14 protein-coding genes and 1 rRNA gene are annotated in these 13,732 nt (G+C 74.0%); 2 read left to right on the forward strand and 13 right to left on the reverse strand.

Going from position 1 to position 13,732, the window contains the following annotated elements; translation table 11 throughout:
* Nucleotides 1-9 precede the first annotated feature (9 nt).
* The 12 genes from ABD297_RS07565 to ABD297_RS07620 form a co-directional block, all read right to left on the reverse strand.
* Nucleotides 10-1,152 (reverse strand): glycosyltransferase family 4 protein, encoded by a 1,143-nt coding sequence (locus tag ABD297_RS07565; RefSeq protein WP_344254232.1) that lies wholly within the window; start codon nucleotides 1,150-1,152, stop codon nucleotides 10-12.
* Nucleotides 1,149-1,289, reverse strand: a complete 141-nt coding sequence (locus ABD297_RS07570; RefSeq protein WP_344254233.1) for a hypothetical protein — start codon at nucleotides 1,287-1,289, stop codon at nucleotides 1,149-1,151. The genes ABD297_RS07565 and ABD297_RS07570 overlap by 4 nt, the downstream gene beginning before the upstream one ends.
* Complete coding sequence (murJ, locus tag ABD297_RS07575; RefSeq protein WP_344254234.1) at nucleotides 1,286-3,187, reverse strand: murein biosynthesis integral membrane protein MurJ; 1,902 nt, start codon at nucleotides 3,185-3,187, stop codon at nucleotides 1,286-1,288. Before murJ ends, ABD297_RS07570 begins: the two co-directional genes overlap by 4 nt.
* A complete protein-coding gene (locus tag ABD297_RS07580) occupies nucleotides 3,184-4,065 on the reverse strand; it encodes a hypothetical protein (RefSeq protein WP_344254235.1) in 882 nt (293 codons plus the stop codon). The genes murJ and ABD297_RS07580 overlap by 4 nt, the downstream gene beginning before the upstream one ends.
* A 143-nt stretch (nucleotides 4,066-4,208) precedes the next feature.
* Nucleotides 4,209-5,171, reverse strand: a complete 963-nt coding sequence (locus ABD297_RS07585) for a copper transporter (RefSeq protein WP_344254236.1) — start codon at nucleotides 5,169-5,171, stop codon at nucleotides 4,209-4,211.
* Complete coding sequence (gene steA, locus ABD297_RS07590) at nucleotides 5,168-6,349, reverse strand: putative cytokinetic ring protein SteA (protein WP_344254238.1); 1,182 nt, start codon at nucleotides 6,347-6,349, stop codon at nucleotides 5,168-5,170. The genes ABD297_RS07585 and steA overlap by 4 nt, the downstream gene beginning before the upstream one ends.
* Before the next feature lie 121 nt (nucleotides 6,350-6,470).
* Complete coding sequence (gene recN / locus ABD297_RS07595; RefSeq protein WP_344254239.1) at nucleotides 6,471-8,237, reverse strand: DNA repair protein RecN; 1,767 nt, start codon at nucleotides 8,235-8,237, stop codon at nucleotides 6,471-6,473.
* Between the two features lie 9 nt (nucleotides 8,238-8,246).
* A complete protein-coding gene (locus tag ABD297_RS07600; RefSeq protein ID WP_344254240.1) occupies nucleotides 8,247-9,191 on the reverse strand; it encodes an NAD kinase in 945 nt (314 codons plus the stop codon).
* Nucleotides 9,188-9,988: a TlyA family RNA methyltransferase gene (locus ABD297_RS07605; protein ID WP_344254242.1), complete on the reverse strand. Its 801-nt coding sequence runs from the start codon at nucleotides 9,986-9,988 to the stop codon at nucleotides 9,188-9,190. The genes ABD297_RS07600 and ABD297_RS07605 overlap by 4 nt, the downstream gene beginning before the upstream one ends.
* On the reverse strand, nucleotides 9,985-10,341 hold the full coding sequence (locus ABD297_RS07610; RefSeq protein WP_344254243.1) for a hypothetical protein: 357 nt from the start codon (nucleotides 10,339-10,341) through the stop codon (nucleotides 9,985-9,987). Before ABD297_RS07610 ends, ABD297_RS07605 begins: the two co-directional genes overlap by 4 nt.
* A 313-nt stretch (nucleotides 10,342-10,654) precedes the next feature.
* The gene (locus tag ABD297_RS07615; RefSeq protein WP_344254244.1) at nucleotides 10,655-11,704 is read right to left on the reverse strand and encodes an HAD-IIA family hydrolase; all 1,050 of its coding nucleotides are present in this window, start codon (nucleotides 11,702-11,704) and stop codon (nucleotides 10,655-10,657) included.
* Nucleotides 11,705-11,870: 166 nt separating this feature from the next.
* Nucleotides 11,871-12,578 carry a tetratricopeptide repeat protein gene (locus ABD297_RS07620; RefSeq protein ID WP_344254245.1) on the reverse strand — a complete coding sequence of 236 codons (708 nt, stop codon included), beginning with the start codon at nucleotides 12,576-12,578 and terminating at the stop codon, nucleotides 11,871-11,873.
* Here ABD297_RS07620 and ABD297_RS07625 point away from each other — a divergent pair.
* Together ABD297_RS07625 and ABD297_RS07630 are read left to right on the forward strand one after the other, a co-directional pair.
* On the forward strand, nucleotides 12,522-13,394 hold the full coding sequence (locus ABD297_RS07625) for a hypothetical protein (RefSeq protein WP_344254247.1): 873 nt from the start codon (nucleotides 12,522-12,524) through the stop codon (nucleotides 13,392-13,394). The two genes, ABD297_RS07620 and ABD297_RS07625, sit on opposite strands and share 57 nt — an antisense overlap.
* Before the next feature lie 24 nt (nucleotides 13,395-13,418).
* Nucleotides 13,419-13,601: a hypothetical protein gene (locus ABD297_RS07630; protein ID WP_344254248.1), complete on the forward strand. Its 183-nt coding sequence runs from the start codon at nucleotides 13,419-13,421 to the stop codon at nucleotides 13,599-13,601.
* 8 nt (nucleotides 13,602-13,609) lie between these two features.
* Here ABD297_RS07630 and rrf read toward each other — a convergent pair.
* Nucleotides 13,610-13,726, reverse strand: a 5S ribosomal RNA gene (rrf, locus tag ABD297_RS07635).
* Nucleotides 13,727-13,732: the final 6 nt, after the last annotated feature.

Genomic DNA, 13,732 nt, shown 5'->3' on the forward strand with positions numbered 1-13,732 from the left:
GCTTCGAGTCTACGTCATCCCGGAGGTGCCTGTGGCGTAGCGGTCCACCCATCGGCGCGTCTCGTCGTCCGGGGTGCTCCACGTCGCGGCGACCGCACGCCCGGCGGCGCCCTGACGCGCCCGGGTGGACGGCTCGACGAGGAGGCGGTCGACCGCCTCGGCCACCGCCTGCGAGTCCCCCACGGCGACAAGCGATCCCGCGTCACCGACGAGCTCCGGCAGCCCACCGGTGCGCGTGACCACGACGGGCACACCCGCAGCCATGGCCTCCTGGACGACGAGCGCGCGGGCCTCCCACCGGCTCGTCAGGACGAAGAGGTCCGCCGCCCGCAGCCACGTGGCCACGTCGGTACGGGCTCCCACGAACCGCACGACCGGGCCGTCCCCACCGGGCGGGCGTATGCCGTCCGCCTCGTCCTCGAGGCGGGTGCGCAGCCGCTCGTCGCCGTCACCGACGACGACCCAGGCCGCTGGGACCCGGGAGAGGCGGGCGGCCCCGAGCAGGGTCGGCAGGTCCTTCTGCGGGGCGATGCGCGAGACGCTGAGGACGAGCGGCCGGTCGGTCGGCACACCGGCTGCGACCAGGAAGGGGTTGCGCTCCGGGAGCCCGAGGGGTTCGGACCGGAGGAGTCCGCCGACGGCGGGCGAGGGCACGAGGGCCGGCTCGGCGCGGCGCGCCCCGAGGGCCCGTGCGAGCTCGACGAGGTCGGTGCTCGCCCCGGTGACGAGGTCGGCCCGGCGCAGGGCCCAGCCGACGAGGCGGCGCACGACCGCGTCCCGGGCCCGGCCGCCGGCCGTCGACGGGACCGGCGGCAGGTCGTTGTGGAGCGAGACGACGAGGCGGGGGCGGGGTCGGGCGCGTGCCACCGCGACGGCCGCGACGACGGCGGCCTGGTGCCCGTGCGCGTGCACGACGTCGACCGTGCCGGCAAGGCGCATCACCCGGTGCCAGTCCACGAGCCCGCGGGGAGCGCGGGCACCGCCGTGGACCGGCCAGAGGCGGTGGGCGTCGGGCCAGCCGAACGTGCAGGCCGTGGAGTCCGCCGTCACGATCTGGACGTCGTGGCCCAGCTCGCGCAGGCCGGTCACGAGGGTGTCGACGTGCGCCCCGACTCCTCCGGCGGACCGGCCGAGCACCATGAGCACCCTCATGCGACCACGTCCCCCGTCGTGGGGTCGTGGCGCCCGCGTCGCACCCGCGTCAGGACGGACGGGTCGGTCGCGACGGTGAGACCCAGCATGACCACCAGGGCCAGCACGCCGACGCCGAGCACCATGGGCACCCTCACGCCACCACGTCCGCCGTCGCGGGGTCCCGGCGCCCGCGACGCACGCGAGTCAGGACGGACGGGTCGATCGCGACGGTGAGACCCAGCATGACCACCAGGGCCAGCACGCCGACGCCGAGCCCCACGGCGAGGCTCGAGGCCATCGACTGCCCGACGCCCCGGAGCGAGAGCCACGACGCGACGCCGCGGCCGGCCAGGGCACCCGCCGCGGACCCGACCAGGGCCGCCACGAGCGGTCGCGCCGGAAGGGCGAGCGCGTGCCAGCCCCAGGTGCGTCCGACGAGCACGACGAGCAGGACGGCCCCGACGGCGAGCCCGACGCTGGAGCCGCCGGCCAGCGCCCGCAGGGTGTCCGGGCCGCCGGCACCCGCCGGGTCGAGCACGGCAAGAGGCAGGACGACGGTGGCGAGCCAGCCCGCTGCCGCGATCGCGCCGGCCACGAGCGGCGAACCGCGAACGTAGGACGCCCTGGACAGCAGACCGATGACGCCGAGAGCGACGACCGACGGGGCGAAGAGCGTCACGGCGTCGCCCATCGTGACCAGCGTCTCGAGCGAGGCGTCGGAGGCGGCCCCCGCGTCGAGCGCGCTGAAGAAGGCACCGACCGGGATGGCGACCGCGACGAGCGTCGCCGCACCGAGGAGGGTCACGACGAGGGTCGCTAGCCAGGCCCGGCGCAGCGTCGCGGCGGCGAGGTCCCGGCCGGCCTCCCGACCAGGCTCCCCCGACGGGAGCCGGTCCGGGACCGCGCGCGAGGCCGCACCGTCGGCGCCGAGGTCCCGGTCGAGCTCCCGACCAGGCTCCCCCGACGGGAGCCGGTCCGAGACGGTGCGGGCGGCCCCAGCCTCGGCGGCTCGGGGTTGCTGTCCACCTCGGCCCGCGCGAGCGTCCGGCTCACGGACGGCGTCTGCACCTGCGCCTTCCTCGTGTACGGAGCGTGCAGCGTGGGCGCCGGCGAGCGACGGGAACGCGGCGGTGGCGAGCGGGACGGCGAGGACGGCATACGGGAGCAGGGTGACCGCCTGCGCGTAGGTGTAGACGTTGAGGGTGCCCGCGCCGCCGCGGTCGTTGGCGAGGCGGATGACGACGAGGGTCGCGACCTGCTGACCGGCGACGGCGACGAGACCGGAGGCGGCGAGCAGCCGCACACGACCGCCGACACCCGCGGGGAAACGCAGGCGCGGCCGCAGCCGCACGCCGGCTCGACGCACCGGCACCAGGAGCGGCAGCGCGAGCGCCACCACCCCGAGGGTCGTGCCGACACCGAGCACGACGAGCGCCTCGGGTGGCACCCGGTCGATCTCGGCGGCGGGGTCACCGGCCAGCGCACGGTAGGCGAGGTAGGTCGCGATGACGACGACGCTCGAGAGCAACGGCGCCACCGCGGCACCGACGAACCGGTGGTGCGCCTGCAGCACTCCGGCCATCACGATCGCGACGCCGTAGAGCGGGACCTGGATCGCGAAGATCCGCAGCAGCTCAGCACCGAGGTCGACCTCGCCGGCGCACCCGGTGCCGAGGAGGGACGCGGCGATAGGACGTGCCGCGACCGCGACGACCACCCCGAGGGGCACGAGCACGGCCACCGCCCACGTGAGCAGCGCCGAGGCGGTCGTGTCGGCGTCGGCACGGTCCCCTCGGGCCAGGGCCCCGGCGACGAGGGGTACGGCCACGGCGGCGAGCACTCCCCCGGCTGCGATCTCGAAGAGCACGTTGGGCACGGCGTTGACCGACTGGTAGACGCTGCCGACGCACGTCGCACCCACGGAGTGCGAGAAGACGAACCAGCGTCCGAAGCCGACGACGCGGGCGACGAGGGTGATCAATGCGATGGTGCCGGCCGCGGCGAACAGGCCCCGGCGCGAGAGCGACGGCTTCGTGGCGTCGGGGGCGGTCACCGGCGCCCCCGGCCCCACTCGTCGAGCGAGCGCAGGACCGGGTGGCCCTCGATCACCTGCGTGAAGCTGACGCGTTCGGACGCCAGGGTCAGTGCCGCCAGGCCGGTCAGGGCAACGGCCCTGCCGAGCAGTCCCGCGCGTGCGACGAGGGCGAGCCCGAGCAGCGCACCGGCGGCATTGGCGCCCGTGTCGCCGAGCATCGCCGTGGCGCGCAGATCGTCCCGGATGACGCCGACTGACGACCCGACTGCCGCTGCTGCCGGGCCGCCGGCAGCGACCATCGGCAGTCCCACCGCGAGCGTGACCTTGAGGGCTCGCCCGGGGCGGAGGTCGAAGAGGTTGACGGCGTTGGCGGCGCCCGCGACCACTGCTCCGCCGACGAGGGTGGACACCAGCTCGACTGTGCGGGAGCTCGGGCTCCGTGGTGGGCGGCGAGCACCGCCCGAGTCCACGAGCGCGGCACCGACGAGGCCGGTGACCCCGAGCCCCACGATCTTGACGGCACCGGTCGTGACCTTCCCGCGGGCCAGCGCCCGCAGGTGGCCCTTCAGCCCCTTGTCGGCGCCTCCACCGGCCAGGTCGTCGAGGGCACCGAGGGCGCCGGAGGCCAGGGCCACGACGACCGCCGCTCGGGCGTCCCGGCCGGCTCGCCGCACGCGGGACCTGGACGGGGCCGGTGCGACGGTCCGGGCCGCCACGGTGTCGGCGAGGGCTCCAGCGCCGAGCCCGACGACGGCACCGGCGACCCAGGCCGGCCCCTCGAGAAGGGTGACGGCGGCCCCGGCGTGGTTGGTGCGCTCCCACGGCGACCGGACTCCCGCCGGGAGTCGCCGACCGGCCCGGAGCAGGGCCCAGGACGCCACCGCGGACCCGACCATCGGGACGAGCGAGGTGGATGACCGTGGTGGCCGGAGTGGCCGGAGTGGCCGCTGCGAGGCGGGCAGACCTGCCTTGTCCGAGGCCACGGAGGACGACGCGCGTCGCGCCGAGCGTCCGAACCCTCGGCGCCGCGGGCTCGGGGTCACGGAAGCACCCGCGGGACCTTGTCGGTCGCGCCGGCGGACACGCCGTAGTGACCGATCTTCTCGTCGAGGGCGCCCTCGACCGCGAGCACCACGGTCGCCGGACCCTCACCGGCCCGCGCGTGGTCGACCGTCGAGACGATCTGGGCCGTGTCCGACTTCTCGCGGACCGCCTGCACCGCGTTGGAGGTGACGGCCTGGCCGGCTGCGGCGACCGTCTCACCGCCGGCGACGACGGTGGCTCGTGAGGCTCCGGCGAGGGAGGTGACGAGCGACCGGACGGCGTCGGACCGGGCCGAGACGACGGCGTCCGAGCCGGCGTAGTCGCCGGAGACGACGACGGCGAGGTCCGAGGGCGCGAGGTCGGCGGCGGTGCTGTCGAGCAGGTTGGCGTCGACGAGCACCTTGAGGGCGGCGGAGCGCTGTGCGGGCGTGCCGGTGGCGCCCGCAGCGCTGGTCGAGCTCGTCGAGACGGTCAGGTAGGTGAACACCTGGAGCAGCAGGGCGTCGCCGGTCGCCGTCGAACCGAGACCGAGCGCGGCCGCGGCGGCGCGGGCCGCCTGGCCGCGGTCGGCGGACTGGGTCGGGTCGAACCAGTCGGGGCTCAGCGTGACGGTCGCGGTCAGCGCCGCACCGCTCTGGGGCACCACGGTCTCGAGGTTGGTGACCATGGTCCCGTCCGCCGACGGCAGGACGACGAGGACCACGCGGTGACCCGTCAGCCGTCCACGGACGACCCGCGGCTGCACGGCAGCGGCGTACTCGTCGGAGGCGTCCACGAGCTTCTCGCTCACGGTCAGCTTGTCGTTGAGCGCCTGCTTCTCCGTGCGCAGCGCGGCCACCTGGTCGCTCAGCTGGTCGCCGATGTTGGCCTGCAGCGGCCCCGCACCGAGGACGATGCCCACGGCGAGCGCGAGGAACACCGAGATGATCGAGACGAGGTGGTAGCGGAAGTCGATCACGTGAAGATCCCAACGATGGCGGTCCAGAGGTCGTCCCACCGGGCGGCGAGGACCTGGAGCCACGCCTGACCGGCAGGGGTGGAGGCCAGCGCCGCGAAGAAGGCGAGCATGCCGACGAGCAGCATCGTGACGAGCAGTCGGCCCGGGATGCGGGCCCGGTAGAGCTGGCTGACCCCCTTGGCGTCGACGAGCTTGCCGCCGACGCGCAGCCGGGTCAGGAAGGTCGAGGCCTGGCCGTCGCGTCCCTTGTCGAGGAACTCGACGAGCGTGACGTGGGTGCCGACAGCGACGATGAGCTCGGCGCCGGAGTCGTCCGCGAGGAGCATCGCGACGTCCTCGCTCGTGCCGGCCGCGGGGAACACCACCGGGGTGATGCCGAGCGCCTCGACGCGGGCCAGTCCCGGCGCCCGCCCGTCGCGGTAGGCGTGCACGACGATCTCGGCCCCGCAGCGCAGGGCCTTGTCGGAGACCGAGTCCATGTCGCCGACGATGAGGTCGGGCTTGTGACCGGACTCGAGGATCGCGTCGGCGCCACCGTCGACGCCGACGAGGATGGGCCGGTACTCCCGGATGTAGGGGCGCAGGGCCACGAGGTCCTCGCGGTAGTGGTAGCCGCGCACCACGATGAGGCAGTGCCGCCCGTCGATCTCGGTCGTGATCGGCGGCACGCCGACGCCGTCGAGGAGCAGGTCGCGCTCCTTGCGGATGAACTCCATCGTGTTGGTCGCGAAGGCCTCGATCTGCACGGCGAGGCCGGCCCGCGCCTCGTGCATCTGGGCCTGCACGGTCTCCGCGTCGAGGAGGGTGCCCGTGGCCACCTTGGTCTCCCCCGACCAGAGGTCGTCACCCGAGAGTCGCAGCGGCTGTCCGTCGACGAGGGCCATGACCTGCGGACCGGCGGCGTCCAGCACCGGGATGCCGCCCTCGACGAGGATCTGGGGGCCGAGGTTGGGGTAGCGCCCGCTGATCGAGGCGCTGGCGTTGACCACGGCTGCCGGGCGCTTCGCGACCAGAGCGTCCGCGCTGACCTTGTCGAGGTCGGAGTGGTCGATGACGGCGATGTCACCGGGCTGCAGCCGCTTGGTCAGCGTCTTGGTCCGCCGGTCGACGCGCGCGTTGCCGGTGACGCCGGGACCGGAGTCCCCCGGATGGGACCGCCGACGGATGGAGAGGGCCATGATGGGCCCAATCGTGCCACGTCGGCGCCGGCCGGGGCCCATCGGTCCGCCGCCCGGCGAGGTCCTACGTCGTGGGGTGCCCGGTCCCGACGGCGACGCCGTGGTGTCGGGCCGAGGGGCACTATCGCTGGGCGACTCGGGCGCTCCCCGTCTGCTCGAGCAGGTCGCCGGCGTGCGCCAGACCCGCCTCGGAGTCGGGGTCGCCGCCCATCATCCGCGAGAGCTCGCGCAGCCGGGCGTCCCCCTCGACGACCGACACGCTGCTCGAGGTGATGCGGCCGTCGTCGGCCTTGTGCACCACGAGGTGCCGGTCGGCGAAGGCCGCGACCTGGGCGAGGTGGGTGACGACGATGACCTGTGCGTGCTCGGCGAGGGCTGCGAGGCGCGCGCCGACGTCGAGCGCTGCACGACCACCGACGCCTGCGTCCACCTCGTCGAAGACGAACGTGGGCGGCCCGGCCGGAGCCTCGCCGGACGGGCTGCGGGAGCCCACCACCTCGAGCGCGAGCATGACGCGCGACAGCTCTCCGCCGGACGCCGCGCGAGCGACGCTGCGGGGGGTGGCACCGGGGTTGGCGGCGAGCAGGATCTCGACGTCGTCGATGCCGTGCCGGGAGATCCGGACACGCTGTCCGTCCGGCAGGGCGACGCCCTCGGGGTCGGCGCGGCGGCCGAGCTCGACGTGCACGACCGCCTTGCCCATCGCGAGGTGGGTCAGCTCCTCGGACACCCGCACACCGAAGTCCTCGCCGGCAGCACGTCTGGCGTCGGACAGGGCCAGGGCCGCAGCCACGACCGACGCCTCCAGCTGCGCCACCTCCTCGCCGAGCTGCCCGACGCGGTCGTCGGCGGTCACAAGCTCGTCGAGCCGGGCCGCGCCGCGGCCGGACCACTCGAGCACCTCGTCGACGGTCTCGCCGTACTTGCGCGTGAGCACCCCGAGAGCCGCCCGCCGCTCCTGGACGTAGCCGAGGCGCTCCGGGTCGAGGTCGACGTCCTGGAGGTATGCCGTGAGGTCGGCGGAGAGGTCCGTGACGAGGGTGCCCACCTCGTGCAGCCGCTCGTCGAGGCCGGCGAGTGCCTGGTCATGGGCCGTCGCAGGGGCCAGCGACGCACGAGCGGCGCCGATGAGGTCACGCACGTTGGGGCTGGGCTCGGCGGCATAGTCGTCGCCGCTGAGGTCGGCGAGTGCCTGGGCCGCCGCGAGCCGAAGGGTGTCGGCGTGGGCGAGCCGCTCGTCCTCCGCGCGGAGCGCGGCATCCTCGCCCGGCTGCGGGTCGACGGCCTCGATTTCCTCGAGCGAGGCCGTCAGGGAGTCGATCTCGCGGGCGCGCTCGCGGGCCTCGGACACCAGGCGGGCGTGCTCGCGGGCGGTGTCGCGCCACCGGTCGTGGAGCTCGGCCACGCGGCCGCGGAGGGCCGCGAGCTCGGGACCGCCGAAGTCGTCGAGGACCTCGCGGTGGGCGTCGCCCTGCTTGAGACGCCACTGGTCGGCCTGGCCGTGCACGGCCACGAGCAGCTGTCCGAGCTCGGCGAGCACCGAGACCGGAGCCGTGCGACCGCCGACGTGAGCCCGTGACCGGCCGGCGGCGGCGATGGTGCGCGCGATGACGAGCTCGCCGTCCTCGTGGTCGGCGCCGGCCTCGTCGGCCCGGACGAGGGCCGGGTGGTCGAGCGGCAGCTGGACGACGCCCTCGACCAGGGCCGAGGACGAGCCGGTGCGCACGAGGCCGGAGTCGGCGCGCTCCCCCAGCAGCAGGCCGAGGCCCGAGACGACCATCGTCTTGCCGGCGCCCGTCTCGCCGGTGAGGACGTTGAGCCCGGGGCTGAGGTCGAGGACGGCATCGTCGATGACGCCGACGCCGCGAATCCTCATCTGGCTGAACACGGGACCACCTTAGGGCCGGGCACCCGCACCGCCCGTGACCTCGTCCACCGGGGCGACACCGTCGCCGTTGCCGCGCCAGCCGGCGACGGACAGGTCGAACTTCGCGACGAGGCGGTCGGTGAAGGGTGCGCTCGTGAGCCGGGCGAGTCGAAGGGGACGCAGTCCACGACAGACCTCGATACGCGCCCCCGGCGGAAGGTCGACGTGTCGACGGCCGTCGCACCACATGACGCCGGCGCCCTCCGTGGCCGCCTTGATCTCCACGGCGAGGTGGGTGTCGGGGCCGAGCACGAGGGGCCGGGCGAAGAGGGCGTGGGCGGCGCTGGGGACGAGCAGGATCGCCTCCACCTGGGGCCACACGACCGGTCCCCCGGCGGAGAATGCGTAGGCGGTCGACCCCGTCGGCGTCGAGACGATGACGCCGTCGCAGCCCCAGCTCGACAGCGGCCGGCCGTCGACCTCGATCGTGACCTCGAGCATCCGCTCTCGCGACGCCTTCTCGACGCTCACCTCGTTGAGGGCCCAGCTGCTCGCGATGAGTTCGCCGTGCAGCTTGGCGTCGACGTGGAGCGTCATGCGCTCCTCCACGGCGTAGTTGTCGCGCGCGATGTGCTCCACCGTGGCGTCGAGGTCGTCGCGCTCGGCCTCGGCGAGGAAGCCGACGTGCCCGAGGTTGACGCCGAGCAGGGGCACGTCCACGCTGCGCGCGAACTCGGCGCCCCGCAGGATCGTGCCGTCACCGCCGAGGACGACGACGAGGTCGCAGCCCTCGGCCACCTGCTCCTCGGCGGCGATGTGCACGCGGGAGCTGTCCTTGAGGTCGAGGGCCTTGGCCTCGTCGGCCTGGAGCGACACGTCGATGCCGAGGTGCGTCAGGCGCTCGACGACACCCTTGGCGACCGTCAGCGCCTCGGGGCGGCGGGGGTGGGCCACGAGCAGGATCCGACGCGTCACGGGGGTCCTTCCAGGTCGACGGCCTCCAGCATGTCATCCACCGCCGTCACCGGTGCTCCCGGGACAGGTCTCGGAGCGATCCAGAAGAGGAACTCCCGGTTGCCGTCCCCTCCCGCGATGGGACTCGAGGTCGCGCCGTGCAGGTTGAGGTGCAGGTCCGAGACGACACCCGCCACCTCCCGCAGGACGCGCCGGCGCTCGTGCGGCGAGGTGACCACCCCGGTGCGGCCGAGGCGTTCGCGGCCCACCTCGAACTGCGGCTTGACGAGCACCACCAGGTCGCCGTCGTCGGTGACGAGCGGGCGCATGGCCGGCAGGGCGATGGCGAGCGAGATGAAGCTGAGGTCCGACACGACGAGGTCGAAGGCTCCCCCGAGGCCTTCGGCGTCGACGTCGCGGATGTTGGTGCCGGGCAGGTCACGCACCCGAGGGTCGCTGGCGATCGAGTGGACGAGCTGGTCGTGGCCGACGTCGAGCGCGGTGACGTGGGCCGCGCCCCGCTCGAGCAGCACCTGCGTGAAACCGCCCGTGCTGGCACCCACGTCGAGGCAGCGTCGCCCCTCGACCCTGATCGGCCAGGTGTCCAGGGCGTGCAGCAGCTTGAGGGCCGCCCGCCCCACCCAGCGGTCCGGCTCCCGCGTCAGCTCGACGGTCGAGGACTCCTCGACGGGCAGGGCGGGCTTGCGTGCTGGCCTGCCGTCGACGAGGACCACTCCGGCGGTGACGAGCTCGTGCGCCTGGGTGCGCGACCTCGCCAGACCGCGTGCGACGAGCTCGACGTCAAGCCGACGCGTCACGCCCCACCGAGACCGCCGAGGCGGCTCTGCAGGCTCCGGTGGGCGTGCTCGCCCGCCTCGATGCGCTCGGCGAAGGACCCGGCCTGGGACTCGGCGAGGCGCATCATCGCGTCGTCTACCGCCTCGTCGCCGGTGACGGGCGGCGTCGGCACGGCGACCACGGGAGCGGCCTCGGGCTCCCCGTGCGGCTCTCGGTCATCAACGCTCTCGCCCTGCTCGCCGAGCGACGCCTCACCGTGTCCCTCCGCCTCGCCGTCGAAGTGCTGCTCGCGGTCGTCGTCGAGAAGCTCCTCGAGCCGGGCCGTCTGGTCCGTGCCGAGGTCCTCGGATCCCGAGCCGGTCTCGCCGTTCATGTCGTGCCTCCGTGCCCGTGGTTGCCGCGGTTGCCCGTGGGTGGGTGACCGCGACTCGCCCTTGGTTGGTCTGCTCCGGTCACGCTACCGGGTCGGGCACGACGGACATCGACGGGTGACGGTGAGCAAGGGTCAGCGCGTGAGGGGGCTGAGCGACGGGGGGGGTGAGAGGTCCAGGCGTGACCGTCGAGGACCCCGGGACTCGCCGGTCGCGGAGCGCGCCAGGCTGCCGGCTCAGCCAGAGCCTGCAGGCACACCTTGGCACCGGCTCGACCGAAGGGGCGCACCTCGGCAGGCGCACCCTCGCGTCGGCTCAGCCCGGGTCGCGGGGCGTGTCCGCCTCGAGCAGGCGGTCGAGCTCCTCGGCACCGTCACGGAGCCTGTCCCTGGCACCGCCGCCGTCCCGGCGGGCGAGCAGGGCCGCCAGTCCGGCACGCACGACCTCGACGGCGGCGGCGTCGCCCGGTTCGAGGTGCAGGTCGTCGCCGTCCATCACGACCCTTGCCGACCCACAACGCCACGCGTCCGCGTCACGGGTCGGCGCGGCATACGGCAGCAGGAGGTCTGCGAGCGAGCCCAGGACGTACGTGGGGGACGCCTCGCCGGCCACGAGGTCACTGGGTCGGTCGACGCCGGTCAGGACCCACGCCGAGTCGATGCCCGCAGCCGCGGCGCCGTCGATGTCGGTGCTTAGGCGGTCCCCGACCGCGAGAGTCCGAGCCGACTTTGTTCCCAGACGGTCGAGGGCCAGCCGGTAGAGCGGGGGGTGCGGCTTCCCGACGACATCGGGGCGACGCCTCAGTGCCCCCGCCAAGAGGTCGATGTAGGCGCCGTTGCCGGGCGACTGGCCCCACGGCAACGGGAGGGTCGCATCGTCGTTGGACGCGACCCACGGCAGGCCGGTCGACAGCAGTCGCGCGGCCGTCTCGAAGTCACGCACCCGCAGCTGCTTGCCGTAGCCCTGGAGCACGGCCGCCACGCGATCGAGCTCGCGCTGGTCGGCGTCCGGGACGACAGGCTGGAGGCCGACGGCCTCCAGCGCCTCGACGACGCCGTCGCCTCCGAGGGCGAGCACCGCCGAACCAGGCTGGAGCTCTGCCGCGAGCCTGGCCGCCCCGGCCTGCGCGCTCGAGACGACGTCGCCCGCCGTAGCGGGAGCCCCGAGGGCGGCCACCTGTTCGGCCACCTCGGCCGGGACGCGCGACGCGTTGTTCGTGGCATAGACGACCCCCACCCCACGAGCCACCACGGCTTGAAGGGCGTCCGCGGCCTCCGGCACGGCATCCGCACCGCGGTACACCACTCCGTCGAGGTCGCACACGACCCCGTCATAACCTGCGATCAGGGTCTCGTCAGTCGCCATCGTCTCGAGGCACCTCCTTCGGGACGACCCTACGACCTGACCTCTGAGGAGGGACTCCCGTCCCGCGGGACGGGAGGGGCGCCGCAGCGTGAGGCCGGCGCCGCGAAACGGTCCGGGAAAGGCGAACGGGCCCGACCGGCATGGTCGAGCCCGCTCGAGGCAGCGCTCAGTCCCGGTCGTGGCCGGCGTCGTCGGCCGTCGAGTCGTCGAGACCGTCCTCGTTCTCGTCCTCGTCCTCGTCGCCGAGCAGGTCGGTGAGCTCGACGCCGTCGAGCTCCTCGAGGCGCTCGGCCGCGTCGGTGGTCAGCTCGTGGTCGGCGTCAGCCGCACGGGCGAACCAGTCACGCGCGATCTCGAGGTCACCCGCGGCCAGCTTGGCGTCGGCGTAGGCGTAGTAGAGACGCGCTGCCGACGGACGGTTGGGGTTGATCCGCTTCACCAGGTCGCTCAGACCGGCAGCCGCGGCATCCAGCTGACCGAGGTCGCGCCGGATCCCCGACACCACGATGGCGAGCTCGACCCGGTCGTCGATGGCCAGGTTGTTCGCGTCGTCGGACTGCGCGAGCTCGAGGGCCTTGTCGTGCCGCCCGAGCGCTCGCTCGCAGTCGACCATGAGGGGCAGCAGGTGGCTCGAGCCCGACAGCCGGCGCACCGTGCGGAACTCCCCGAGCGCCCGAGCCCAGTCACCGAGGCGGTAGGCCACCAGACCGAGCGACTCCCGGGCCGCCGGCACACGACCGGCACGACGCACGGCGGTCTCCGCGTGGGCCAGGGCGGCCTCCGGCTCGACGTCGAGCAGCTCCGCGACCATGACGAGGTGCTGGGCCACGCCCTCGGCGTTCTCCTTGGAGAGCGTGCGCAGCTGGTTCTTCACTCCGCGGTCCACCTCCTGGCCGGTGACGCCCTCACGGATCGCCGGCTCGGGCTTGCGCGGAGACTTCGGCGTCAGGCGCTGACCGCCTCGGCGGTCCTCGCCCTGGGGACGACCCGCGCCACCACGAGGGCGGTCCTCGAAGCGTCGAGGACCGCGGTCGTCACGACCGGCCCCCGAGCGGCGGTCGTCGGAGCGGTAGCCGCCACGGTCGCTGCCACCACCGCCGGAGCGACGGTCATCGGAGCGGTAGCCGCCACGGTCGCTGCCACCACCGCCGGAGCGACGGTCATCGGAGCGGTAGCCGCCACGGTCGTTGCTGCCACCGGTGGAGCGGCGATCGTCCGAGCGGTACCCGCCACGGTCGCTGCCACCGGTAGAGCGACGGTCATCGGAGCGGTACCCGCCACGGTCGCTGCCACCGGTAGAGCGACGGTCGTCAGAGCGATAGCCACCGCGGTCGCTGCCGCCACCGCTGGAGCGGCGGTCGTCAGAGCGATAGCCACCGCGGTCGCTGCCGCCACTGCTGGAGCGGCGGTCGTCAGAGCGGTACCCGCCACGGTCGCTGCCGCCACCGCTGGAGCGACGGTCATCGGAGCGGTACCCGCCACGGTCGCTGCCGCCACCGCTGGAGCGGCGGTCATCGGAGCGGTACCCGCCACGGTCGCTGCCACCGCCGCCGGAGCGACGGTCGTCAGAGCGATAGCCACCGCGGTCGCTGCCGCCACCGCTGGAGCGACGGTCATCGGAGCGGTACCCGCCACGGTCATCCCGTCGGGGTCCCGAGGAACGCGGAGCCCCGGAACGTGGGGCGCCTGAGCTGCGGTCGGCGTCCCCGCCTCGGTGCGCACCTCGCTGGCCGCCGTCGCGGTCGCGGCGGTCGCCTCGGCTGTCGTTGCCGTCCTGGTCACTCATGTTCTGCATCCTTCCGCGCCGACCGTGGTCAGCGCCACCTCTGGCGTCTTCGAGCACAAAAAGAAAGAGCGCCCCAAACGGATGAATGAAGTTCCGTCTGGGGCGCTCTGACAAAGTGTGTCCGGCTGCGTCCTACTCTCCCACACCGTCACCAGTGCAGTACCATCGGCGCTGAAGGGCTTAGCTTCCGGGTTCGGAATGGAGCCGGGCGTTTCCCCTTCGCTATGACAGCCGAAACTCTA

This window comes from Terrabacter carboxydivorans (genome assembly GCF_039532035.1).
In the GTDB taxonomy this organism is placed as follows: domain Bacteria; phylum Actinomycetota; class Actinomycetes; order Actinomycetales; family Dermatophilaceae; genus Terrabacter; species Terrabacter carboxydivorans.

Bases quoted from the DNA above. Each gene is read 5' to 3' on its own strand.
- steA (WP_344254238.1), bottom strand. From the start codon at position 6,349: ATGGCCCTCTCCATCCGTCGGCGGTCCCATCCGGGGGACTCCGGTCCC.
- ABD297_RS07610 (WP_344254243.1), bottom strand. From the start codon at position 10,341: ATGAACGGCGAGACCGGCTCGGGATCCGAGGACCTCGGCACGGACCAG.
- ABD297_RS07615 (WP_344254244.1), bottom strand. From the start codon at position 11,704: ATGGCGACTGACGAGACCCTGATCGCAGGTTATGACGGGGTCGTGTGC.
- ABD297_RS07580 (WP_344254235.1), bottom strand. From the start codon at position 4,065: ATGGTCGGGTCCGCGGTGGCGTCCTGGGCCCTGCTCCGGGCCGGTCGG.
- ABD297_RS07565 (WP_344254232.1), bottom strand. From the start codon at position 1,152: ATGAGGGTGCTCATGGTGCTCGGCCGGTCCGCCGGAGGAGTCGGGGCG.